At 67.8% G+C, this 23174-nt stretch carries 18 protein-coding genes and 11 pseudogenes; 18 read left to right on the forward strand and 11 right to left on the reverse strand.

Going from position 1 to position 23174, the window contains the following annotated elements; all coding sequences use genetic code 11:
• The first annotated feature begins 77 nt into the window (after positions 1-77).
• Together ACFQJD_RS18185 and ACFQJD_RS18190 are read left to right on the forward strand one after the other, a co-directional pair.
• Positions 78-755, forward strand: coding sequence for a V-type ATP synthase subunit D (locus tag ACFQJD_RS18185; protein ID WP_379800122.1), 678 nt, complete (start codon positions 78-80; stop codon positions 753-755).
• 43 nt (positions 756-798) lie between these two features.
• Positions 799-1148 (forward strand): annotated as a pseudogene (locus ACFQJD_RS18190) (DUF6276 family protein).
• Here the strand turns inward: ACFQJD_RS18190 and prf1 are convergent.
• Positions 1145-2388 (reverse strand): annotated as a pseudogene (gene prf1, locus ACFQJD_RS18195) (peptide chain release factor aRF-1). The pseudogenes ACFQJD_RS18190 and prf1 sit on opposite strands and share 4 nt — an antisense overlap.
• Positions 2389-2495: 107 nt before the next feature.
• On the opposite strand from prf1, the gene minD reads away from it, so the two are divergent.
• Complete coding sequence (gene minD / locus ACFQJD_RS18200) at positions 2496-3539, forward strand: cell division ATPase MinD (protein ID WP_379800124.1); 1044 nt, start codon at positions 2496-2498, stop codon at positions 3537-3539.
• A gap of 38 nt (positions 3540-3577) precedes the next feature.
• Complete coding sequence (locus ACFQJD_RS18205) at positions 3578-3712, forward strand: hypothetical protein (protein WP_379800126.1); 135 nt, start codon at positions 3578-3580, stop codon at positions 3710-3712.
• Here ACFQJD_RS18205 and argS read toward each other — a convergent pair.
• Positions 3704-5452, reverse strand: a complete 1749-nt coding sequence (gene argS, locus ACFQJD_RS18210) for an arginine--tRNA ligase (protein WP_379800128.1) — start codon at positions 5450-5452, stop codon at positions 3704-3706. The two genes, ACFQJD_RS18205 and argS, sit on opposite strands and share 9 nt — an antisense overlap.
• 170 nt (positions 5453-5622) lie before the next feature.
• Between argS and ACFQJD_RS18215 the strand changes: the two genes are divergently transcribed.
• The 3 genes and pseudogenes from ACFQJD_RS18215 (at position 5623) to ACFQJD_RS18225 (ending at position 8003) form a co-directional block, all read left to right on the forward strand.
• Positions 5623-6327, forward strand: a complete 705-nt coding sequence (locus ACFQJD_RS18215; RefSeq protein WP_379800130.1) for a DUF120 domain-containing protein — start codon at positions 5623-5625, stop codon at positions 6325-6327.
• A 2-nt stretch (positions 6328-6329) separates the two neighbouring features.
• Positions 6330-7006: pseudogene (gene ribB, locus ACFQJD_RS18220) on the forward strand (3,4-dihydroxy-2-butanone-4-phosphate synthase).
• Positions 7007-7068: 62 nt separating this feature from the next.
• Positions 7069-8003: pseudogene (locus ACFQJD_RS18225) on the forward strand (branched-chain amino acid transaminase).
• A 28-nt stretch (positions 8004-8031) separates the two neighbouring features.
• On the opposite strand, the pseudogene ACFQJD_RS18230 reads toward ACFQJD_RS18225, so the two are convergent.
• A pseudogene (locus ACFQJD_RS18230) lies at positions 8032-8639 on the reverse strand (DUF502 domain-containing protein).
• 57 nt (positions 8640-8696) lie between these two features.
• The gene (locus tag ACFQJD_RS18235; RefSeq protein ID WP_379800132.1) at positions 8697-9533 is read right to left on the reverse strand and encodes a proline dehydrogenase family protein; all 837 of its coding nucleotides are present in this window, start codon (positions 9531-9533) and stop codon (positions 8697-8699) included.
• Between the two features lie 112 nt (positions 9534-9645).
• Between ACFQJD_RS18235 and ACFQJD_RS18240 the strand changes: the two are divergent.
• The 5 genes and pseudogenes from ACFQJD_RS18240 (at position 9646) to ACFQJD_RS18260 (ending at position 13413) form a co-directional block, all read left to right on the forward strand.
• A pseudogene (locus ACFQJD_RS18240) lies at positions 9646-10187 on the forward strand (CDP-2,3-bis-(O-geranylgeranyl)-sn-glycerol synthase).
• 74 nt (positions 10188-10261) lie between these two features.
• Positions 10262-10783, forward strand: coding sequence for an orotate phosphoribosyltransferase (gene pyrE, locus ACFQJD_RS18245; RefSeq protein ID WP_379800135.1), 522 nt, complete (start codon positions 10262-10264; stop codon positions 10781-10783).
• A gap of 72 nt (positions 10784-10855) precedes the next feature.
• Positions 10856-11567, forward strand: a pseudogene (locus ACFQJD_RS18250) (phosphoribosyltransferase family protein).
• Positions 11568-11679: 112 nt separating this feature from the next.
• Positions 11680-13080, forward strand: a complete 1401-nt coding sequence (locus tag ACFQJD_RS18255; protein WP_379800137.1) for an NCS2 family permease — start codon at positions 11680-11682, stop codon at positions 13078-13080.
• 84 nt (positions 13081-13164) lie between these two features.
• Positions 13165-13413 (forward strand): glutaredoxin family protein, encoded by a 249-nt coding sequence (locus tag ACFQJD_RS18260; protein ID WP_379800140.1) that lies wholly within the window; start codon positions 13165-13167, stop codon positions 13411-13413.
• A 6-nt stretch (positions 13414-13419) separates the two neighbouring features.
• Here the strand turns inward: ACFQJD_RS18260 and ACFQJD_RS18265 are convergent, their stop codons facing one another.
• Positions 13420-14391 (reverse strand): transcriptional regulator, encoded by a 972-nt coding sequence (locus ACFQJD_RS18265; RefSeq protein WP_379800141.1) that lies wholly within the window; start codon positions 14389-14391, stop codon positions 13420-13422.
• Complete coding sequence (locus ACFQJD_RS18270; RefSeq protein WP_379800143.1) at positions 14349-14912, reverse strand: pyridoxamine 5'-phosphate oxidase family protein; 564 nt, start codon at positions 14910-14912, stop codon at positions 14349-14351. Before ACFQJD_RS18270 ends, ACFQJD_RS18265 begins: the two co-directional genes overlap by 43 nt.
• 130 nt (positions 14913-15042) lie before the next feature.
• Here ACFQJD_RS18270 and ACFQJD_RS18275 point away from each other — a divergent pair.
• Together ACFQJD_RS18275 and ACFQJD_RS18280 are read left to right on the forward strand one after the other, a co-directional pair.
• A pseudogene (locus ACFQJD_RS18275) lies at positions 15043-16310 on the forward strand (exodeoxyribonuclease VII large subunit).
• 108 nt (positions 16311-16418) lie between these two features.
• Positions 16419-16637, forward strand: coding sequence for a DUF7511 domain-containing protein (locus tag ACFQJD_RS18280; RefSeq protein ID WP_379800145.1), 219 nt, complete (start codon positions 16419-16421; stop codon positions 16635-16637).
• On the opposite strand, the gene ACFQJD_RS18285 is transcribed toward ACFQJD_RS18280, so the two are convergent.
• Both ACFQJD_RS18285 and ACFQJD_RS18290 read right to left on the reverse strand, forming a co-directional pair.
• Positions 16634-17704 carry a pyridoxal-phosphate dependent enzyme gene (locus ACFQJD_RS18285; RefSeq protein ID WP_379800147.1) on the reverse strand — a complete coding sequence of 357 codons (1071 nt, stop codon included), beginning with the start codon at positions 17702-17704 and terminating at the stop codon, positions 16634-16636. The two genes, ACFQJD_RS18280 and ACFQJD_RS18285, sit on opposite strands and share 4 nt — an antisense overlap.
• Complete coding sequence (locus ACFQJD_RS18290) at positions 17704-18660, reverse strand: succinylglutamate desuccinylase/aspartoacylase family protein (RefSeq protein ID WP_379800149.1); 957 nt, start codon at positions 18658-18660, stop codon at positions 17704-17706. The genes ACFQJD_RS18285 and ACFQJD_RS18290 overlap by 1 nt, the downstream gene beginning before the upstream one ends.
• A 110-nt stretch (positions 18661-18770) precedes the next feature.
• On the opposite strand from ACFQJD_RS18290, the gene ACFQJD_RS18295 reads away from it, so the two are divergent.
• Positions 18771-18908: a hypothetical protein gene (locus tag ACFQJD_RS18295; RefSeq protein ID WP_379800151.1), complete on the forward strand. Its 138-nt coding sequence runs from the start codon at positions 18771-18773 to the stop codon at positions 18906-18908.
• A gap of 67 nt (positions 18909-18975) precedes the next feature.
• On the opposite strand, the gene ACFQJD_RS18300 is transcribed toward ACFQJD_RS18295, so the two are convergent.
• Together ACFQJD_RS18300 and ACFQJD_RS18305 are read right to left on the reverse strand one after the other, a co-directional pair.
• On the reverse strand, positions 18976-19110 hold the full coding sequence (locus ACFQJD_RS18300; protein ID WP_379800153.1) for a hypothetical protein: 135 nt from the start codon (positions 19108-19110) through the stop codon (positions 18976-18978).
• A gap of 67 nt (positions 19111-19177) precedes the next feature.
• Entirely contained in the window at positions 19178-19453 is a 276-nt protein-coding gene (locus ACFQJD_RS18305) for a PadR family transcriptional regulator (protein ID WP_379800155.1), read from the reverse strand.
• Between the two features lie 513 nt (positions 19454-19966).
• Here ACFQJD_RS18305 and ACFQJD_RS18310 point away from each other — a divergent pair.
• Positions 19967-20281: pseudogene (locus tag ACFQJD_RS18310) on the forward strand (hypothetical protein); the annotation flags it as partial.
• Positions 20282-20286: 5 nt separating this feature from the next.
• On the opposite strand, the pseudogene ACFQJD_RS18315 reads toward ACFQJD_RS18310, so the two are convergent.
• Positions 20287-21477, reverse strand: a pseudogene (locus ACFQJD_RS18315) (potassium channel family protein); the annotation flags it as partial.
• 131 nt (positions 21478-21608) lie between these two features.
• Between ACFQJD_RS18315 and citZ the strand changes: the two are divergent.
• Positions 21609-22745, forward strand: coding sequence for a citrate synthase (gene citZ / locus ACFQJD_RS18320; protein WP_379800158.1), 1137 nt, complete (start codon positions 21609-21611; stop codon positions 22743-22745).
• 37 nt (positions 22746-22782) lie between these two features.
• Positions 22783-23170: pseudogene (locus ACFQJD_RS18325) on the forward strand (gamma-glutamylcyclotransferase).
• The last annotated feature ends 4 nt before the right edge of the window (positions 23171-23174 follow it).

Below are 23174 nucleotides of genomic sequence, written 5' to 3' on the forward strand. Positions count from 1 at the left end.
CTCGGACTTAACCGTTGGTCTCGTGGAGTCGGGAAACTGCAAAAGTTATCCGCCTGCAGTTCGAATCCTCCGACGACATGGCCGAGGACGTCAAACCGACCCGCAAGAACCTCATGGCGATAGAGGACCGCATCGAACTCTCGGAGCGGGGCCACGACACGCTCGAACAGAAACGTGACGGCCTCATCATGGAGTTCATGGACATCCTCGATCAGGCCCAGGACATCCGCTCCAAACTCGACGAAGATTACGACACGGCCCAGGAGAAGATCAACATGGCCCGCGCCATGGAGGGCGACGTGGCCGTTCGCGGTGCCGCCGCGGCGCTGAAAGAACATCCCGAGATCACGACGCAGTCGAAAAACATCATGGGCGTGGTCGTCCCGCAGATCGAGTCCTCGCGGGTCAAAAAGAGCCTCGACCAGCGCGGCTACGGCCTGCTCGGCTCGTCGGCCCGCATCGACGAGGCGGCCGACGCTTACGAGGAACTCCTGGAGACCATCATCCTCGCCGCCGAGGTCGAGACGGCGATGAAGAAGATGCTAGAGGAGATCGAGACGACCAAACGCCGCGTCAACGCCCTCGAGTTCAAACTCCTGCCCGACCTCCACGAGAACAAGGAGTACATCGAGCAGAAACTCGAAGAACAGGAGCGCGAGGAGATCTTCCGGCTCAAGAAGATCAAGGCAAAGAAGGAAGAAGAGGAAGAAGAGGAAGCGGAGAAAGCGGAAGCCGAAGCGGCTACGGCCGACTGACGTGTCCTGCCCAGAGTGTGACGGCCCGACCGTCTCGTTTTCGGTGCCGTCCGACCTGCTCGAGTACGCCCCCGAGGAGAGCGCCCACGCCGCTATCTGTACGGTCTGTCTCCGAACCCATCCGGCGGACGCGGGGAGACGGACCCCTCGTTCGACGCGGTTCTCGACGATTTCCCGTCCGGCGACGCGGGCGTCGCACTCGCGCTCGCGCTCGGGAAGTTAGGGTCGCTCGCGTTGAACCGAGCGGACGTCGTCTCGCTCTGCGAACGCGCCGAACGGGAGGGGGCGGACGTCCTCCTGACGCTCGACAGACTCGCGGTCGCGGGGAGCGTCGAACCGCATTTCGACATCGACCGGCGTCGCCCGCAGTTGGCGGGGACGTTAGAAGATTAGACGCCCGTCGAGTACCGCAGGATGCCGGCGACGCCGCCGAAGGCGTCGTGCAGTTGCTCGCCTTTCTCGAAGTCGGTGCTGATGAACTTCGTCTCGGTGCCGCGCTGTTCGGCGATGGCCATCAGATGCTCGATGACGTCTTCGCGGTCTTGCACCTCGGCCTCGCCGCCGTCCTCGCACTCGTGGTCCGGCGTCGAGTGGCGGCGGTCCACCACTTCGAACTCCTCCTGTCCGTCGCAGTCGTAGACGACGACGTCCTTCCGGAGGTCCTCGCTGATGAGCAGGCGGTCGACCGAACCCATGACGAGGTTGCGCCGGGTCTGCTCGAAGCCGTAGGTCGCGAGTTCGCCGGTGTGGAGTTTCTCGAAGAACTCCTCCATCTCGGATTTGTCCTTCATCACCTCCTGGTCCGCGAGCACCTCCTGTGCGGCGTCGACGAGGTCGTAGAGGCCGGATTCGTCGGTGTAGGAGACGTCGAACTTGCCGACGACGTCGTCCCGCAGTTCGTGGTGGAGGTAGTCGCCGTCGAGGAATTCGTCCTTGGTCGGCGAGGGACCGCCCACGAGGATACCGTCGAGTTCGTGGCGCTTGGGGACGAACAGGTCGTCCGCCATGCCCGCGACTTCCTGATAGAAGTTGTCGATGGCCTCGAGGCGGAGGCGGGCGAACCGCTGGGCGGACTGGCCGCCTTTCCGCTGTTTGCCGGGGACCAGCGAGGAGGTGCTCTTGACGGGTTCGACGCGTTTGCCCTTCAGCCAGCCGACGTTGGCCTCGCGCCGGTCGAGGACGATGAGCCCGAACAGCCCCTTGTCCGAGAGCATCTCCTCCAGGGGTTCGGTCAGGAAATCCGAATCGCAGTGGTAGCGGAACGACTCGATCGGCTGGGGCGGGCTCTCCAGCACCTTGGTCACCATGTCGGTCTGTCCGCCGCCGGCGTCGACGGCCCCGCTGAAGATGACCAGCCCGTTGTCGGGGGGTAGGTCTCGTAGTAGCGGAGGCGGTCTTTGATGCTCGTCAGCGCGTCCTGGACGTTCGTCCGCGTCTGCTTCGATTTGATGTTGCTCGCCTCGCTGTGTTCCTGTGTCACGTGGGCGACGACGTCGGAAATCTGCTTGTCCGGAGGAACGTAGATAGTGACGAGTTGGGTGCCCGAGCCCTCGTACTCCTTGAGGTCCTCGATGACCTTCCGGAACTCGTATTTCCGGCGGTCCTCACCCGCCTCTTCGGCGTCGGTACTCATTACCGGATATAGGCCCTCCAGCGGGTAAGTAACCTTTGACTGGGCCGGGGTTCGGCCGTTTCGGGGCCTACATTTATATTGCAGTCGCGGATGCGTTTAGGCGAGCTATGGGACGGGTCTACGCAGTCGCCAGCGGCAAGGGCGGGGTCGGCAAGACGGCGACGGTCGCCAACCTCGGGACGGCACTGGCAGCCGGTGGCTACGAGGTGATCGCCGTCGACGCCGACCTCGGCATGGGCAACCTCGGAGGAGCGCTCGGTGTCGCCCCCGAGAAAGCGACGATCCACGACGTCCTCGCGGGAACGGCCGACACGGCGGACGCCGTCCACAAGGGACCGGCCGGACTCGACGTCGTTCCGGGCGCGGCGGCCCTCGACGCGTTCGGCCGCGCCGACCCCGCCGGCCTGCACGCCATCGTGGATACCCTCGACGTCTACGACTACGTCCTCCTCGACACCGCCGCCGGCCTGAGCCACGACAGCGTCCTCCCGCTGGGGCTGGCCGACGAGGTCCTCCTCGTCTCCACGCCGGATCCGAACGCCCTCCGTGACACGGAGAAGACGCGCGAGGTGGCCGGTCGCCTCGATACGCCCGTCACGGGGCTCGTCCTGACCGACGTCGACGAGGCCGTCGACGAGGCCGTCCGCGACGTCGTGAACGCACCGATCCGCGGACGCATCCCCGACGACCCCGAGATGCGGGCGGCCGTCGCGGCGGGCGAACCGGCCGTCGTCCGGACGCCCGAGAGTCCGGCCGCACTCGCGTACCGCCGGCTCGCCGCCGACCTGTTCGACCCGAGTCTCGCGCCCGAGGAGCCGGCGACCGCGCCCGGCGAGCGTCGCTCCGAAGGGCCGGACGAAGGCGAACCGAGCGACGGCGAAACGGCGGAAGCGACGGGCGAACGGGAGGCGTCGTCGGTGACGATCGAAGACGCCGAGAGCGGAGCGAACGTCGACGTGGCCGACGACTCCGAAGCGACCAGCGACTCCGAAGCGACCACCGAATCCGAGACGCCCGACTCGATGGCCACCGGAGGGGAGCGGCCCGACGAGAACGACGGGGAATCGACGACCGACGACGCCGAAGGAGAGACGGCGACCGACGACGATTCGAGCGGTCGAGGGGGCTTTCTCGGCTGGTTGTTGGGCTGAACGGGAAGTTCTTTTACGCCGCTGTTCGGAGTCCCGGTATGGCAAACACGAATACCGTTCCGTTCTGGTGGATCGTCCTGTTTCTACTGCTGGCGCTGGGTGCCGGTGCGTACGCGGTACAGGCGGTCGGCGGGTCGCTGGTCGCCGGGGCGGTTCTCCTGCCGCTACATTGAGTCGGGGGCGGCGACGCCGAGGACGTCGAGTGCGTTGGCGACGGTGTGGCGGGCGGCCGCCACGAGGGCGAGGCGAGCGGCCCGGCGCTCCGCGGACGCGGTGAGGACCGGACACTCGCGGTAGAACGCGTTGAACGTCTCCGCGAAGTCACGGGTGTAGGTGGCGACGACGTGGGGTTCCAGGTCGTCGGCCGCCTCCTCGACGACCGCCGGGAACCGGGCGATGCGATGCAGGAGGGCGCGCTCTTCGGGTTCGTCGAGCAGGTCGGCGTCCACGTCGGCCGCCGGCGACTCGTCGGCCTCTTCCAGGATGCCACAACACCGCGCGTGGACGTACTGGACGTACGGCGCGCTCTGGGCCTCGAAGTCGAGGGCGCGTTCCCACTCGAAGGTGATGCCCTTGGTCGGCTGTTTCGAGACGATGTCGTAGCGGACGGCTCCGATGCCGACCTGGTGGGCGATGCGGTCGACGTCGTCCTCGGTGAGTTCGTCGCTCCGAATGCGGGTGTCGAGGCGAGATTCGACCTCCTCGCGGGCGCGACGGACGGCCTCGTCCAGCAGGTCGTCGAGATCGATTCCGGTCCCCTTTCGGGTGCTCATCCCGCCTTCGGGGAGGTTCACCCACGAGTAGAACGTCGACCGCAGCTGGTCGGTGTCGTTACCGAGGATTTCGAGGGCGGTACGGAGCTGTTCGGCCTGCAGTTTGTGGTCTTCTCCCAACACCGTCACGGCGCGGTCGTAGTTGTCGAACTTCCACTCGTGGTGGGCCAAATCACGGGTCGTGTAGAGGGTCGTCCCGTCCGACCGGAGGAAAACGAGGTTCTTCTCGAAGCCGAACGCAGAGAGGTCGAGTTGCCACGCGTCCTCCTCGTAGACGGAGTGGTCGGACTCCTTGAGGCGGGACACGACGTCGTCGGCGTCGCCGTTGCGGATGAAGCGCGTCTCCTTGACGAACTCGTCGAACTCGGCGGGGAGGCGAGCGAGGGACTCCTTCATCCCCGAGAGGACGTTGTCGACGACCCGCGCGACGCGGTCGTAGACCGCCTCGTCGCCTTCCTCTAACCCCTGCATGATGGCCTCGATTTCGGCTTCGGCCTCCTCGACGCGGTCCGGGTCGGCGGTTTCGAGGAAGTCGTTGCCCTTGCGGTAGTAGCGGACGAGTTCGTAGTCGGCGCGGTCGCGTTCGGGGTCGGGTAGGTCCGACTCGTCGAACGTCTCGTAGGCCCACGTGAAGACGGCGACCTGTCGACCGGCGTCGTTGACGTAGTAGTGGCGATTGACGTCGTAGCCCGCGTATTCGAGGAGTCGGGCGATGGCGTCGCCGAGGATCGGGTTGCGGGCGCGGCCGACGTGAACTGGCCCCGTGGGATTCGCGCTCGTGTGCTCGACGACGACGCTCGTCTCGCGGTCGGGGAGCGACCCGTAGTCGCCGGCCTGGGCGGCGTCGAGGGTGTCCGCGAAGTAGGCGTCGGTGACGTGGAAGTTGACGTACGGACCCTGCGTGTCCACGTCACCGAGGTAGTCGAACTCGGCGGGGTCGATTTCGGCGGCGACGTCGCCGGCGACGTTCGGCGGCGGGGCTCCGACCTCGTCGGCCAGCCGGAAGGCGACGCTGGACGCGAGAGCGGCGGGGACGTCCTCCGGCGGCTCCTCGATACCGAGGTCGTCGGTCGGTAGATCGAGCGCGGCGAGGGCGTCAGAAACCGCCGTCTCGACCTCCGAGCGAAATGCTCTGAACATGGGCGTCCGTTTTCGGCCGGCGGGTAAATGGGTTTCCGAACGGCGTCGCCGGAACCGACGCACTTACCAGACGAGATGCCGAAGGTGAGACGAGAGCGCTCCACCCGTTCCAATTTTGATACGCTTCCCATATTCGATACGCTTATGGGAAGCGATGGCCAACGGCCAGTATGGCAGAGACGACAGCAGCGCCCGCGGTCGGGTACGACGAACTCGCCGCGCTGAAGCTCGTGGCGCTCGACGGCGGGCTGTCGGGGTCGGTGAAAGTCTCCTGTTCCAGCCTCGGCGACCGCCTCGACGCCTCCACACAGACCGCGTCCCGCCGGCTCCGCCGTCTCGACGAGACCGGCCTCCTCGAACGGAACGTCGTCGCCGACGGCCAGCTCGTCTCGGTGACGGAGGACGGCGAGGCGGCGCTTCGCCGCGAGTACGCCGACTACCGCCGCATCTTCGAGGGGGACGCCTCGCTGACGCTCGTCGGGGCCGTCACCAGCGGGATGGGCGAGGGGCGACATTACATCTCGCTCCCGGGCTACAAACGCCAGTTCGAAGAGCGACTGGGATACGAACCGTTCCCGGGGACGCTCAACGTCGAACTCGACGAGGAGAGCGTCCACGCCCGCGGCGAAATGGCCGCCCTCGACGCCGTGCCCATCGACGGCTGGGAGGGCGACGAACGGACGTACGGACCGGCGACCTGTTACGCGGCAAACCTGGACGCGGGCGGCGAGACGTACGAGCAGGCGCATATCATCGTCCCCGAGCGCACCCACCACGATTCGACGCAACTCGAACTCATCGCGCCGGTGAAACTCCGCGACGCCCTCGACCTCGCGGACGGCGACGAACTCGACATCCACGTCGAGGAGGTGTGAGCATGAGCCAGCACGCGACCGGGGCCGTCTCCCGCGCGATCGCCGCGTTCCGCGCGGGCGAACCCGTCCTCGTCCACGACTTCGACGAACGGGAGGGCGAGACGGACCTCCTCTACCCCGCCGGCGCGGTGACGCCGGCGGCCGTCTCCCGCCTCCGCAACGACGGCGGCGGCCTCGTCTTCGTCGCGTTCGCCCACGAGGTGGCCGACCGCCTCGATCTCCCCTTCCGACACGACGTCGTCGACCACCCGCGAACGACCACTCGGACCTGGGCTACGACGCCCACCCGTCCTTTTCGTTCACCGTCAACCACCGCGACACCTACACCGGCGTGACCGACGACGACCGGGCGCTGACGATGCGGCGTCTCGGCGACGTCGCCGCGAGCGTCCGCGCCGACGCCGACTACGACGCGGACGACTTCGCCGCGGAGTTCCGAATGCCGGGCCACGTCCACCTGTTGAAGGCCGCACCCGGTCTCCTCTCGGACCGGCGCGGCCACACGGAACTCGGCCTCGCCCTCGCCGAGGCGGCGGACCTGCCGCCGGCGGTGGCCGGGTGCGAGATGCTCGACGACGAATCCGGCGGTGCGCTCTCGACGGCCGACGCGAGAGCGTACGCTCGCCGGCACGGCCTGCCGTACGTCGACGGCACGGAACTCGTCGCCGAACTGGGCTGACCGTCGGCAGCCCCGACTGCCGAGACTTATGCTTTTATGTCAATCCCCACCAAGCCGGGAGTATGGGATTCGACGAAATGGACGTGAGCACGATCTGGATGGACGGCGAGTTCGTCGACTGGGACGACGCCCAGGTCCACGTGCTGACACACGGCCTCCACTACGGCACGGGCGTCTTCGAGGGCGTCCGGTGTTACGACACGGAAGAGGGCCCTGCCATCTTCCGGTGGGACGAGCATCTGGACCGCTTTTACGCCTCCGGCCAACCCTACAACATGGACATCCCGTTCGAACGGGAGGAGCTGACCGCGGCGACGACGGAACTCATCCGCCGACAGGAACTGGACGGCTGTTACATCCGCCCGGTGGCGTTCTACGGCTACGATTCGCTCGGCGTCAGTCCCAAGGACTGCCCGGTCAAGGTGGCCATCGCCGCGTGGCCGTGGGGCGCGTATCTCGGCGAGGAAGCCCTCGAAGAGGGCGTCGAAGTGATGGTTTCCTCGTGGCGCAAACACGCCTCCAGCCAGATCCCGACCAACGCCAAGACGACGGGCCTCTACGTGAACTCGATGCTTGCCGGCGAGGAGGCTCGCCGCAACGGCTACACCGAGGCCATCGTCCTCAACAAGGAGGGCGACGTCGCCGAGGGCCCGGGCGAGAATCTCTTTATGATTCGCGACGGCGAGATCTACACCCCGGCCTCTCCGAGAGCATCCTCGACGGCATCACGCGTAACACCGTCATCACGCTCGCCCGCGAGCTGGGATACACCGTCCACGACCAGGCCACCATCTCCCGGGGCGAACTCAACACGGCCGACGAACTCTTCTTCACCGGCACGGCGGCCGAGGTGACGCCCATCCGGAAGGTGGACAACGTCGTCATCGGCGAGGGCACGCGCGGTCCCGTCACCGAGGACATCCAGGGGACGTTCTTCGATCTGGTGGAACGCCGCATCGACGACCACTCCGAGTGGTTCACCTACGTCTACGAGTAACGCCCCGGCAGTTCGCCGGAGGCGACGATCATTCGTCCGCCGACGGGTCCGAATCGGTCCCTTCCTCCTCGACGTCGACGTCGATGCCAGTCTCCTCCTCGGCGAAGCCGGCGCTCAGGATGCGCGTGAGCGCCTGTTCGACGCGTTCACCCGTCTCCTCGATGTCTTCGGGCTCGACCTCCATGACGAACCCCGTCGTGATGTTCGGTGCGGTAGGCATGAACAGCACTTCCCGGCCGTCGCGGGTGCGTTTCCCCGTCTTGAACGCCGTCATGCGAACGCCCGGCCACACCTCCAGCCGGACGGGCTTTTGCAGGTCCTCGGTGCCGGTGAGCGCCGTCTCGACGGCGAGTTTCGAGGCGTTGTAGAGGACGCGGATGAGGGCACGCGGTTCATCGCGCCGTCGAGGCCGCGTTCGACCAGGCGGCCCGCGGTGGTCCGCATCAGGTAGCCTACCGACAGAACCAGCATGACGAACACCACGATGGCGACGGGTACCCCGTAGTACGGAGGGAGCGTGTCGATTATCGGGAGGTCCGCGATCTTCGAGTAGAGCCAGTTCAACACGACCAGGATGACGAGGACGGGCACGAGGACGACCAGACCGCTGGCGAAATCACGTCTCCACGAGGACATCGAGTAGACGTGTGTGCGCCTGGGTAATGGGGGTTTCGAGGGCCGCCGGTCACGCGGCTACGAGACGAGGGCGCGCAGGGCGAACACGAGATTCCCCTTTCGCTCGCGGATCCGGCGGTAGAAGTACGCCAGCCACCGCCGCCCGTAGGGCGCGTACTGCCAGACGTCGTAGCCCCCGGCCGCGAGTTCGCGCTGGGCGTCCTCGCGGACGCCCATGAGCATCTGGAACTCGAAGTCGCGGTCGTAGGTCTCGCCGAGTCGCTTGGCGTAGTCGATCAGCTCCGGGTCGTGGGTGGCGACGGCGATCCCGCCGTCGTACTCTTGGAAGAGCAGTTCCAGGTTCTCGCGAAACGACTCGTTTACGGCCTCGGCCCGGGTGTAGGCCACGTCCGACGGTTCGTCGTACGCGCCCTTGACGAGGCGAATCTTCCCCGGCACGTCCGCGAGACGCTCGACGTCGCGCCGGGTGCGCCGGAGGTTCGCCTGCAGACACTGGCCGACGCGGCCCGGGAACTCCCGCGCCACCGTCTCGAAGGCGTCGAGGGTGGCGTCCGTCGTCGTCGAATCCTCCATGTCGCTCCAGACGAAGGCGTCGTGGTCGGCGGCCGCTTCGACGACGGCGCGGTAGCGCTCGCGGTAGAACGACTCGCTCACCAGCAGTCCGAGTTGCGAGGGCTTGACCGAGAGACACGCCGCCAGTCCCGATCCGTCGAGGTCGCGGAGCAACTGTCGGTAGGCGTCCGCGTCCGCGGCGGCGGCGGCCCCGTCGGTGTAATGCTCGCCGAGGCGGTTGAGGATGACCTTCACGCCGGCGTCGTTCATCCGTCGGACGTGGTCGAGGGCGACGGGAGTCGTCTCGCCAGCGACGAACCGGTTCGCGACCGGCGGAAGCATAGATGCCAGTAGGTCGCGGCGACGTATATACTGCCGGGCAAGAACTGCCACGCACCGGCGGTCCGTCGGCCGAAATCGGCGGTACTTAACCCCCGCGCCGGTAACGGCCGGTATGGTCGTCTCGCTCGTCGTCGGCGCGCTGTGGGCGATGCTGCCGGCGTACGTCCCGAACAACGCCGCCGTCCTCGCCGGCGGTGGCCGCCCCATCGACGCCGGACGGACGCTCGGCAACCGGCGGCTCCTCGGCGCGGGGAAGACCTGGCGGGGCACCGTCGTGGGGACCCTCACAGGGACGCTGCTGGCGCTGGCGTTGAACGCCGTCAACGACCCGCTTTCCGCCGTCGTCGGCGTCGAACTCGCGCGTTTCCCCTGCGCGTCGGCTTCTCGCTCGCGTTCGGGGCGATGGCCGGCGACGTCGGCGCGTCGTTTCTCAAGCGCCGCACGGGCCGCGAACGCGGGGCCGCCTTCCCCGGCGTCGACCAGCTCGATTTCGTCGTCGGCGCGTTGGCGCTGACGCTGCTGGTCGCGCCGGCGTGGTTCGCGGCGACGTTCACGCCGCCGCGCCTCGTCGTCGTCGTCGTGGCGACGCCGCTGTTACACGTCCTGACGAACGTCGGCGCGTATCTGCTCGGACTCAAGACCGAACCCTGGTGACGCCTCCGGCCTGCCGCGAGAGGCCGGGGGCGTAATCGTCCCGTTTATGTCGCTTCGCGGCCCCACACCCGCTAATGGCGAATCAGGACCTCATCGACGCGTTGCGGGCGGCGGACGCGGTGAAATTCGGCGAGTTCGAACTCGCCCACGGCGGGACCAGCGAGTACTACGTCGACAAGTATCTCTTCGAGACGGACCCCGACTGTCTGCGCCTCGTCGCCGAGGCGTTCGCCGACCGCGTCGGCGACACGAAACTCGCCGGCGTCGCCCTCGGTGCCGTTCCGCTGGTGGCCGTCACGAGCGTCGAGACGGGGTCGCCCTACGTCATCGCCCGGAAACGGACCAAAGAGTACGGCACCGGCAACCGCATCGAGGGCCGCCTCGCCGAGGGCGAGGAAGTCGTCGTCCTCGAAGACATCGCCACGACGGGCAAGAGCGCGCTCGAAGCCGTCGAGGCCCTTCGCGAGGCGGGGGCCGTCGTCTCCCGCGTCATCGTCGTCGTCGACCGCGAGGAGGGCGCGCGCGAACTGCTCGCGGACCACGGCGTCGAACTCGAAGCGCTCCTGACGGCCGCGGACCTCCTCGCCGACCAGTAGTTACACGTCCGTGCCCACATCATACGTCGAAGATACCGGAATACTCATGTTTGTGCGACCATGAGGTGAGCTATGAACAGGGCAGAGAAGGCCGCCCTCCAGCTGCAGGCGGTGGCCGTCCTCCGGATGCTCAAGGAGACCCGAACCTACGAGGAACTCTCGGAGTTGACGGGGCTGCCGGCGGGGACCTCAACCGCTACGTCAACGGCCACGTCCTCCCGGGGATCGAACGCGCCCGCACCGTCGTCGAGGACGTCGGTCGCGACGCCCTCGCGGCGGAACTGGAGGCGCGCGTCGCCTTCGACGAGGAGGGGTACGTCGACAACTCCGGCGTCGTCTTCGACCAGCCGTTTCTCGACCTCGTCGCTCCCGTCGCCGCCAACGCCTTCGGCTTCGACCGTCCCGACGTGGTGTTGACCGCCGCCACCGACGGCATCACCCTCGCGGCCGCCATGGCGAGTTACTTCGACGCCCGCCTCGCGTACGCGAAAAAGTCCAAAGAGACCGCCATCGAGGAGTTCATCGAGTCACGCCAGCGCCTCACCTCCGGCATCGAACTCACCTACTACCTCCCGGCGAAGGCCGTCTCGGCGGGGACCGCGTCCTCGTCGTCGACGACCTCATCCGCTCGGGCGAGACGCAGGAACTCCTGCTCGACATCACGGAACAGGCGGACGCCGACCTCGCGGGCGTGTTCACGCTCATCGCCGTCGGCGACGTCGGCATCGACCGGGCCCGCGAACTCGTGGAGGCACCGGTCGGCGCGCTGACGACGTTCGAGTGACGTCCCGATCGGCGCGCTGACGACGGTCCCCAAGCGCCTCGTTCGTGCATGTTCGTGGTGGGTTTCATGGGAAAAGTTAAGTGCCGTATCGCAGATATGCTCAACCGTGTATATGGGGCTGCGCGACACACTCGTCGACTACTTCGAGTTGCACGAACACGGAACCACCGTTCGCACGGAGATCCTCGCGGGCATCACGACGTTCCTCACGATGTCGTACATCGTGGTGGTGAACCCGTCGATTCTCGCCGACCAACCCGGTAACAACTTCACGGACGGCATCGCCATCTCCGGCTACTCCGTCGGCGAGGTGGAGGCAATGCTGGCCGTCGTCACCATCATCGCCGCCGCGGTGGCGACGCTCATCATGGCGCTGTACGCGAACAGGCCGTTCGGGCAGGCACCCGGCCTCGGCCTGAACGCCTTCTTCGCGTTCACCGTCGTCGGCGCATTAGGCATCCCGTGGCAGACGGCGCTCGCCGCCGTCGTCGTCGAAGGGATCATCTTCATCCTGTTGACTGCCGTGGGCGCACGTGAGTACGTCATCAAACTCTTCCCCGAGCCCGTCAAATTCGCCGTCGGCACCGGTATCGGCCTCTTTCTGGCCCTCATCGGCCTGCAGGCGATGAACATCGTCGCGAACGACCCCTCGACGCTCGTGACGCTGGGACCGGTCGCCTCCGACCCCGTCGCCATCGTCTCCACGCTCGGTCTCTTCCTGACGTTCGCGCTCTACGCGCGCGGGATTCGTGGCTCGGTCATCCTCGGCATCGTCCTGACGACGATCGCCGGCTGGATCGTGACGCAGGCCGGACTGGTCGCCCCCGACGCCGGCCTCGTCGTCGCCAGTACGAACACTACCTACGACATCACGCCGCTCGCGGGCGCGTTCCTGACCGGGTTCGCCAACGTCGAGGCGTTCACGTTCGCCCTCGTCGTCTTCACGTTCTTCTTCGTGGACTTCTTCGACACCGCGGGGACGCTCGTCGGCGTCTCGCAGGTCGCGGGCTTCCTCGACGAGAGCGGGAACCTCCCCGACATCGACCGACCGCTGATGGCCGACGCCGTTGGGACCACCGTCGGCGGGATGCTCGGGACCTCGACCGTGACGACGTACATCGAGTCCGCCAGCGGCGTCGAGGAGGGCGGCCGCACCGGACTGACGGCGCTCGTCGTCGCCGTCCTCTTCGTGCTCTCGCTCGCCGTCGTCCCGCTCGCCGCGGCCGTCCCACTCTACGCCTCCCACATCGCGCTGGTCGTCATCGGCGTCGTGATGCTCCGCAACGTCGTCGACATCGCGTGGGACGACATCACCTACGCCATCCCCGCCGGGATGACCATTCTCGTGATGCCCCTCACCTACTCCATCGCTTACGGCATCGCCGCCGGCATCGTCTCCTACCCCATCGTGAAGGCGGCCCGCGGCGAGTGGGGAGACGTCAGCATCGGCCAGTGGATTCTCGCCCTCGCGTTCGTCCTCTACTACGTCGTTCGGACCCGGACGCTGGCCTGATCCGTCCGCGTTCGACCGTCCGCTCGGCCGCGCGGGGGTCCGCATTCGTCGCTCTCTTTACGCTTCGGCGACTACCGTGCTCCGATGACGACACTTCAACTGTATCAGCTCCCGGGCTGTCCGTACTGCGCCAAGGTACGACACAAACTCGACGAACTCGGCGTCGACTACGAAACGCACGAGGTGCCCAGTTCACACGCCGACCGAACGGAAGTGAAAGAGATCAGCGGCCAGACGGGCGTGCCCGTCGTCGTCGACGCGGACCACGACGTCGACGGAATGCCCGAGAGCGACGACATCGTGGCCTACCTCGAAGAGACCTACGGGGCCTGAGACGCGCTAACTCTCCGCGGGTTCGCGAGCGCGGTCCCGCAGGAGGTCGCGGATCTCGTCGGGGTCGTCGAGGTCGGCGAGTTCCTCGGCGCTGACGAGGGCGGTGCCGTCCACCGAGTCGCGTTTCGCGCGCTCCTCGGTGAAGTAGACGGAGCGAGTCCGAGTCACCTCGCCGAGCGAGGACATGATGCGCGCCCGTTTTTCGGCGCTCCGCGTGAACGCCGAGTGACCGGTGAGGATGTTCTCCGAGCGCTGGTCGCTGTCCTCGCTGACGGCCTTGAACGGCGCGCGCGAGGTGGGGTGGACGGTGAAGCCGACCCGGGTGAGGACGGCCAGCACGTGGTCGTCGGCCGGGTCGAACGCGGGATCTTCGGGCGTCGGCTCCGCCTCGCGCACCTCGTCGGCCCCGTCCAAAACGTCGACGGGGTTGCTGAACGGCTGGTCGAACATCTCTTCGAGCTGGATAGCGACGTCGATGCTGGCGTTCATGCCGTCCTCGTACTTCGAGACGGTCCGGCGTGAGACGCCGAGTTCCGTGGCGAGCTGTCCCAGACTCATGTCGCGTTCGCGTCGCTCGTCGGCCAGCAGGTCGCCGTCGATGTTGACGTAGAGGCCACCGGGGGCGGCGTAGATGAGCGGCGGGACGCCCTCGATGAACAGGTCGAGGGCGGTGTCGGGGTTGATGACCGGCACGCCGTGGCGGAAGTACACCACGCCGGGATCGAGGTCCTCGTCTCGGGTTCGCAGACCGATGACCATCGGCGTCGCGTCGAGATACGAGCCGAGCCGACGCATCTCCGCGCCGGTCGCCCCGTCCAGCGCGTCGATGTTCGCGAGGATCTTCACCAGGAGGAGGTCCTCACCCCGTCGGGCGGCCAGATCGAAGCTCTTGGGACGGATGGCACACCGGTCGCTCACCACGAACCCCGCGTCCTCTAACATCGCGGTGACGTTTCCGACCAGTGCGGACCGTGACATACCGGAACGTAAGCGATCCGGCACATATATAGGTTGTGTCGAAACGACGCGTCGTCCCTCGATTCGCGCCACTCAGCCGAGCGCGGGGCCTTCCGCGCCGACGCCTCGGCGATCCGGAGTTGATACCAGTTCGTTGCGAGTTCGGCGAGCGATCGACCGAAGACGGTCAGTCCGATGGCCGCACCCGTCTCGGCGAAGACGTCCGCCGCCTCCACGAGATCGGCGTCCCGGATCGGTTCGATCGGTCCCGAGACGACGACGCTTCGCCACTCGTCCGGTGACTCCCAGTCGTAGACGGTCAGCGTCGCCGTCGTCGTCTCCGCCACGAACGCCTCCTTGTCGCTCTCCGGGGCAGAGACGAACTGGAGAACGCACCGCCGTTCGTCCGGGTCGTAGCCGAACGAGATCGGGATGCCGTAGGCGACTCCGTCCCGTGAGAGCGAGAGGACGCCGTGGCCCTGCTCTCGCAGATACGCCTCGGCCTCGGCGTCGGCCATCTCGGTCCCGTATTCGGTCTCCATCGCGAGACGGTCGTAGAGCCAGGCATTTCTATACGTCGACTAATCGCACGGGCCGGTGGAGCGCGTTCGCGCGGAGCGACGGGAGCGGCCGGCACTCGAAAGGCGTTACTCCCCAGCGGAACTGGGGAGTGTGACGCTGATCGGCCTCGACGACACCGACTCCCGCGAGCGCGGGATGTGTACGACCTACCTCGCGACGCGGGTAGCCGAGGCCGTCGCGGCCGCCGGCGGCCGGATCGATCGACGGCTACTCGTGCGCCTCAATCCGGCCGTGGAGTACAAGACGCGGGGGAACGCCGCCCTCGCGCTCGAGACCGACCTGCCGGCGGCCGACGCCCTCGAACTCGCGCGCGCGGAGCTCGAACCGCTGGCCGAGACGGGCGACGAACGAACGAGTCCGGGCGTCGTCGTCGCCGAGGGCGACGCCGCGTCGGTCCCCGACGCAGTGGCCGACTTCGCTCGCCGGTCGCTCCGCGAGAAACACGCCATCGGCGACGCCGTCGCCCTCGCGGAGTCGGTCGGCTACCGACACCGGGGGTGGAAGGAGGGCCGCGGCCGCGTCGGCGCGCTCGCGGCCGTCGGCGCGTGGCGGGCGTTCGACGACTGGACCTACGAACACATCTGCTACCGCGAGTTCGACCGCTGTGGCACGCCCCGCGACGTCGACGCCGACTCCGTCTTCGAGGCGGCCGACGCCGCCTACCCCGACGCCTGGGACACCGTCGACAGCGTGGAGGGCGAGGCCGTCTGCGTCCCGAACGCGCCGGGACCGATCCTCTTCGGCGTCCGCGGCGACGACGCCGACGCCGTCCGCGAGGTGGCCGCTGCGATCGAGAGCGAACCGGTCGACCGCGAGGCGACGTTCCTGACGAATCAGGGGACCGACGCACACCTCCGATCTGCCCCCATCGACGCCGTCCGCGACGGGCGGGCCTACTGGGTCGACGGCGTCGTCGCCGCAGCGCCCGAGACGCGGGCCGGCGGTCACGTCTTCGTCACCCTCCGCGACGGGGAGGCGTCGCTGTCCTGTGTCGCGTTCGAACCGACCAAACGGTTCCGCGACCGGGTGCGAGCGCTCCGCCCCGGCGACCGGGTGACCGTCTGTGGCGAAGTCGGGCGAGGGACGCTCAAACTCGAGAAGTTCGCGGTCCGCGACCTCGTGGAGACGGAACCGGTCGTTCCGACCTGCCCCGAGTGCGACCGCTCGATGGAGAGCGCGGGGCGAGGACAGGGGTATCGCTGTCGGGACTGTGAAACGACGGCGGCCGAGAAAGCGACGGCCCCCTCTCGCGCGAACTCGAACGGGGCTGGTACGAAGTCCCGCCCTGTGCGCGCCGACATATCGCCAAACCGCTCGTCCGTGGCGGCTTCGACGCGCCGATACATCCCGAGCGCTGAGATAAGCACCCCTTTCGTGCGGTTAATCGGCCGATAAGCGAGGGATGGCCGCGGTTTCGCTCCGCTAATCGGATCATACTGAAGTCGACGGGGACGAGTGGCGGTATCATGGAACGTTCGGACGAACGGGCCGCGAACGAGATACGGGTCGCCGACGAGTCGCTCACGGAGTGGCCGACGTTCGACGTGCGGTACGCCGTCGAGGTCGAGGACGACGAACCCGACCGATGTACGATGTATCCGGCCGACGCCGCCGACGAGGACCAGATGACGACGTGGATCACCGCCGAACAGGGGTCGTACGTGAGCGTCGTCTCGCGGCGTTAGGTTTTCAGGCCGCTTCCGGTCAGGGGGACGACCACGTCGTCGTCGGCGTCGAGGACGCCCCGCTCGCGGTAGGCGCGGAGGGCCGCAGGCGCGACGGCGGACGTCGGTTCGACGTAGAACCCCCGGCGGTGGAGGGCGTCGCGTTCGCGTTCGACGGCGTCCGCCGAGAGGGCGATGGCGTCGCCGTCGCTCGCCTCGACGGCGTCGAGGACGCCCGACATCCGCACCGGGTCGCGTATCCGGATGCCGTCGGCGACGTCGTTTCGGCCACCCTCCTCCCCGTGGAGTTCGGCGGCGATGGGGGCGTAGCCGGCGGCCTGCGCCCCGAGCAGTCGGGGCAGCCGGTCGGTCCAGCCGGCGTCGCGGAGCGCCCGGAAGCCGCGGTAGGCCCCGAGAAAGAGCGTCCCGTGGCCGAGCGGCGTCACCACGGCGTCCGGCACCGACCAGTCGCGCTGGGCGGCCACCTCGTAGGCGAACGTCGCCGTCCCCGCGAAGAAGGCGGGGTTCCAGGCGTGACTCGCGTACCACCCCTCGTCGGACTCGACGGCGCGCACGCAGGCGTCGGTGACGTCCGCCCGACTCCCCTCGACGCGGACGGGCGTCGCGCCGGTCCGCTCGATCGCCTGCAGTTTTGACTGTTTGGCCGACGCCGGGACGTAGATGTCGGCGTCGATGCCGGCCCGTGCCGCGTAGGTAGCGACGGCCGCGCCGGCGTTGCCCGAGGAGTCTTCGAGGATCCGATCGACGCCGAGGTCGACGGCCCGCGAGACGACGGTCGTCGCGCCGCGGTCCTTGAAACTCCCCGTCGGGAAGACGTACTCCAGTTTGAACGCGGCGTCCCAGGCGGGAGCGTCGACGAGCGGGGTGAACCCCTCGCCCAGCGTCGCGTGGGCGTCCATCGGGAGGAAGCCGTCGAACGCCCAGAGGCCTCGCCGGGTGTCGACGTCGCGGAAGTCGGGGGCGGGACCGTCGGGACGCGGTGGATCGGCGTAGTCGAGCGGGCCGCCGCAGGCGCACCGCCAGCGGTCCGCGTACTCCTCGCCACAGACGGTACAGCGCAGCGTCATCAGTACGTGTCGACGTTGGTGCCGACCGAGCAGACGTACTCGCCCGTGGCGACCTGCGGAAGCCGGCGCGCCCGCCAGAAGACGCCGTCGTTGTCGGCGGCGATACGGCTCTTCAGCGTCCCGAAGACGTCGGTGACCTCGAACAGCGTCTCGCCGGCGCTCACCCGATCGCCGAGTTCGTGTTCGAAGCGGACCAGACCGCCCACGGGCGTGCCGTACTGATCGAAGTTCTTCGCGCGGGTCTGTGGCTCCGTGTCGACGTCGCCGTCGAGAAATCCGTATCCACGGAGGACGTTGAAGACGCCGTCGACGCCGTTCTGGATGCTCCGTTCGTCCCAGCCGACCGCCCCGCCGAGTTCCGGATCGACGGCGACGATGCCGTCGTCGGGGGCGACGCGGGCGAGCTGGCCGTCCGGCCCCTTCTGATCGAAGACGTGTCCGCAGCCGAAGGTCTTCGCGAGTTCGAGGCAGTCGTCGTAGAGGCGATGTCGGCGGCCACACCGGACGCGAACCTCGTCGAGCATCCGGCTCGTCGACCCCTGATGGAGGTCGAGGACGACGTCGGCGTCTTCGGCGATCTCGTAGGTCGCGGCCGCGATTCGCTCGCTCGACGTCCCGTTGGCCGCGCCGGGGTAGGTCCGGTTGATCTTCGTGTCGTCGATCGGATTTCGGTGTTCGGCCACCTGGAAGCCGTGGTAGTTGACGATGCCGACGGCGATGACGGTGCCGGAGAGCTCCGCGGGGCTCAGTCGCGGAACGATCCGTTGGACGACGCCGATCCCGTTGAGTTCGTCGCCGTCGCTCGCCGCCTGCACGTAGAGCGTCTTCCCGCTCTCGGCACCGTTGATGACGGCCACGGGGAGACCGAACGTGCTCCCGTCACGCGTTTCCCCGACGTCGAGTCTGCCCGTGTCCACCGATCCGGGCGGTGCGTTCGCGGTTCCGACCGTCGTCATTGTCCGAGACAGGACCCCACCCCCTTTAGGGGTTCGGTCCGTCCGACCACGGGCCGATAGCGCGGGGGAGACGCCCCGTCCACCGTTTATGTGATCCCCCGTTGGTGGATGTGAGCGACGACGTCGGTGCACTCTCGACGTTTCGGCGACTGCTCGCGCTCGACGGCGACGTGCTGGTCCTCTCGCTCGCCACGTCCGCGTTCAGTCCGGGCTTCCAGATGGCCGGACGGTACCGCCGCGGCGTCTGAGCGTCCTCGGGGCGGGAAGCCTCGCCATCGGCCTCTACGGGAGTTTCGAGGACCTCGTCAGCGCCGTCTACTCCGGTGGTGCGCTCTCCGACCGCATCGGGTCGCGGACGGCGCTGACGCTGTTCGGAGTCACCTCGACGATCGGCTTCTTCCTCTGGTACGCGGCCGGCCCGCTCGCCGACGTCCCCCTCGGTACGGCCACCGTCGTCGGCCTCGGCGGGACGGGGTCGTTTCTCGCCTTCGGCGAGGCGTGCGTTTAGCGCCGGGCGTCAGTCGTTCAGGCAGTCGGTCAGCCACTCGTAGTGGGCGAGCAGCGCCCGTTCGCCCGCGTCGGTGAGTTCGTAGTGGTCGTGAATCCCCTCCGTCGCCGCGTCGAGAAAGCCCGCGTCTTCGAGGGCGTCGAGTGCGCCGTAGAACCGTCGCGGTTCGAGGTGGTCGTCGTAGTGCGCTTCGAGCGACGTCTTGCACCGCTGGCCCGTCGGCGCGTCGGCGGCGTAGACGACGGCACAGATGTCGCGCCGGAGTCCGCTGCGTAGCCACTTCATGGTCGTTCCGATGGCTCGAACCGCGAAAGAGGCTGTCGGTTCGAGCGGCGGGCCGCGAGCGCCGCGGTTTGGACTCGAACGGGAGACGTTGTCCCCGTCCCACACGGCCCGACGCCGCGACGGTGACTGTAGCCGGCCTCGCACCGGCCTTGCCGGCGTGAACGCCGGCTTTAGCTGGACTCCCACCAGCGTTTGTCACCGCCGCGCGCGCCGTACTCCCGAAGTCCGCTTGCGCGTACTCCGGTTCGTGCCTTCGCCTCCGGCCGCCATGGCGGCCAGACGCCGGGACGGTTCGGTTCTCCTTCGGAGCGTTGACCTCTCCACCGTGTGATGGGTGCTTCGGTTGTAGCCCCTAACTCGCCCGTCTCGACCGTATCCGGTCGGTTCGGGCCGAGTCGTTCGATCGGTCCCCGTGACTCTCGCGGGAGTACGGGATACGACGCCCCAAACAATAAATCTTTTGAAATTTGGGTGGTACTGTCTATCACGGAGTGAGGCGGGAACGACGGGGATTTGGGTCCGTGGGTCGTCCGACCCACCGTGAGCGACGAGTCACCCGACCGGTTGCCCGTCGCGGGCGTCGTCGACGCGCTGTCCGTCCGCCGGAACGCGAAAGCCGGCGTCGCCGTGGGCGTCTGTCTCGGCGTTTCCCTCTATCTCGCCCGCGTCTTCGAGGTGTTCGGGCCGTTCGAGGGGGCGCGCGAGTATCCGGTGTTCGGACAGGAGGGCTACTTCCTCGTCCTGGCGTTCGTCCTCGCGGCGACGACGGCGTTGCTCGTGGCGACGCTGCTGAGTCTCGTCTCGGCGTATCGGCTGGCGAAACGGCTCTGGGCTCGTTCGTCGCCCGCCAGCGAGCGGAGTCGGTCCGCGCCCGCCCGCGTCCCCTTGGCGACGATGACGTCGCCGGCGCGGAGTTCCGTCTCCGGACCGGGCGAGAGAACCCAGTCGCCGTCGCCTCGCCGGACGGCGATGACGCGCATCCCCGTCTCGGTCTTCACCCTGAGTTCGCCGAGCGTCGCGTCCGCGAGGGTGCTCCCCTCGTCGATGGCGAGGCGGACGATGACCTCGTCGGACTCCTCGACGGCGGCGGCGACGACGGGGTGAGTGTCGAGACCGCGCAGGACGCCCTCGCTGATTTCGAGCGCGGCGTCGGAGATGACTTCGGTGGCGCTCGCGAGATGCATCAGCCCCCGCAGCGAGATCGGGTCCTCGACGCGGGTCGCGGCGCGCAACACCCACGCCTCGAAGCGGGATTTGAGCGCGTCCACCTCGGCTTCGAGCTCCGACACCTCCTCGGCGACGCCCTCGCTGTCGAACAGCACCGACCCGTAAGCCAGGTCGACGGCGAGTTCGCTCATGTTTTTCATCAGGACGATGGAGTCGACGGCGCGTTCCAGGTCCTCGATGGTCGGCTCGATCGTCTCGGGCGGTTCGTACGTCTCGCCGGTGACGGACTCGTACACCGGAGGCAGGGCGTCGCGGGTCCCACGGAGGAGGGTCACGTCGCCGCGTTCGAGCGTCGTCTCTTCGTCGGGGTTCGGTATCCACTCGCCCGCCCGGCGGATGGCGATGACGCGCACGCCCGTCTCGGTTTCGAGGTTGAGGTCGCCGAGCGTCCGGCCGGCGAACCGCGAGTCGCTCGACACCTCCGCGCGGACGACGGCTTCGACGGCTTCCGGGATGGCGGTGCGCATCTCCTCGGGGATGCCGATGTCCTCGAGGACGATTTTCGCGATGTCGCCGGCGGCGTCGCTGATCTTCTCCGCGGCCCCGACGACGCCGAGGACGGGCGCGAGTTCCTCGGCGTCCTCGGGGTTCCGGGCGGCCATCAGCAGGCTCATCCGGGCTTGGAGCTGGAGGACGTCCATCCGCTCTTCGAGTTCGAGCACCTCGGCCGCGACTTCGTCGCTCCCGTGTAACACCGCCGAGTACGAGAGGTCGATGAGGAGCTCCGCGGTGTCTTTCATCTCCGCCAACACCTCCTTGACGCTGACCGGCTCGTACTCGGCGTCTCCGGGGTCCATACGTCCGGGTTCCGGTCCGGTACACAAAGGAGTACCGGGCGTTCGATCCCAGCAAGATAAAACGAGACGGTAGTGACACGTCGGGGGACAAACGATAACGCTTTTTTGAGAAGGAAAGGTAGCTGAGTCATATGTCAGACGAGCTAAAGCGGGGATTAGAAGGCGTGCTAGTCGCCGAGTCCGACCTGAGCTACATCGACGGCGACGAGGGGCGGCTCATCTACCGGGGCTACGCCATCGACGACCTCGCGCGCCAGGCGAGCTACGAGGAGGTGCTGTACCTGCTCTGGCACGGCGACCTTCCGACGCGCGAGGAACTCACGGCGTTCAGAGAGCGGATGGCGGGCGAGCGCGAACTCGACGCTGGCGTCTACGACGCCGTGCGCGAACTCGCCGAGCAGGAGGAGAATCCGATGGCCGTGGTTCGGACCGTCGTCTCGACGCTCTCGGCGTACGATCCCGACGCGGAGGCCGACCCGCAGGCCCGCGACGCCAACGTGGCGAAGGGCTGTCGCATCACCGCGAAGATCCCGACGGCGCTCGCAGCCTACGACCGCCTCCGCCACGGCGACGAACCGGTCGCGCCGCGCGAAGACCTCGACCACGCCGAGAACTTCCTCTATATGCTCAACGGCGAGGTGCCCGACGAGGTGACCGCCGAGACGTTCGACACGGCGCTCGTCCTCCACGCCGACCACGGGATCAACGCCTCGACGTTCTCCGCGATGGTGACGGCGTCGACGCTCGCGGACCTCCACAGCGCGCTCACGAGCGCCGTCGGCACGCTCTCGGGCGCGCTCCACGGCGGGGCCAACCAGAACGTCATGCAGATGCTCAAGGAGATCGACGAGAGCGAGAAAGAGCCGGTGCCGTGGGTGAAAGACGCCCTCGAGAACGACCGCCGCATCGCCGGTTTCGGCCACCGCGTCTACGACGTCAAGGACCCGCGCGCGAAAATCCTCGCTGAGTACTCCGAGGCGCTGGGCGAGGCGTCGGGCGACCGCAAGTGGTACGAGTACTCCGTCGCCATCGAGGAGTACATGAAAGAGGCGAAAGGCATCGCGCCGAACGTCGACTTCTACTCGGCGTCGATGTACTACCAGATGGGCATCCCCGTCGACGTCTACACGCCCATCTTCGCGATGAGCCGCGTCGGCGGCTGGATCGCTCACGTCCTCGAACAGTACGAGAACAACCGTCTCATCCGTCCGCGCGCCCGGTACACCGGCCCCGTAGACCGGACGTTCGTCCCGCTCGACGAACGGTAGCCGAAAGGCCGAACTCCGCGCGGCCGCCATCGGAGGTATGGACTGTTTCGTCTACGGATCGCTGACCGAACCCGACCGGGTCGCGAGCGTCGTCGACTCCTTCGCCTTCGTCGGCGGTGCCGTCCTCGTCGGTCTCCACCCCGTCGAGGGGCGGTATCCGACGCTCGCCCCCGGCGGGGAGACGGGGGTCGCCTCCTCCGGACGGACGGCGTCGACCGACTCGACGCGTACGAGGGCGTCGACGCCGGCCTCTACGTTCGCGTCTCCGTGCCGCGTGCCGACGGCGACCCCGTCGCCGTCTACGTCGGCGATCCGGACGCACTCGGCGTGGACGACCCGGTGGCCTGGCCGGGGGCGGGCCGCTGGCGGCGCGCGTGGAGCGTTACGTCGGCGAACACGACGTGGTCGTCCGGCCGATCGAGTGAGTGT

This window comes from Haloplanus sp. GCM10025708, from assembly GCF_042663985.1.
Taxonomy (GTDB): Archaea; Halobacteriota; Halobacteria; order Halobacteriales; family Haloferacaceae; genus Salinirarus; species Salinirarus marinus.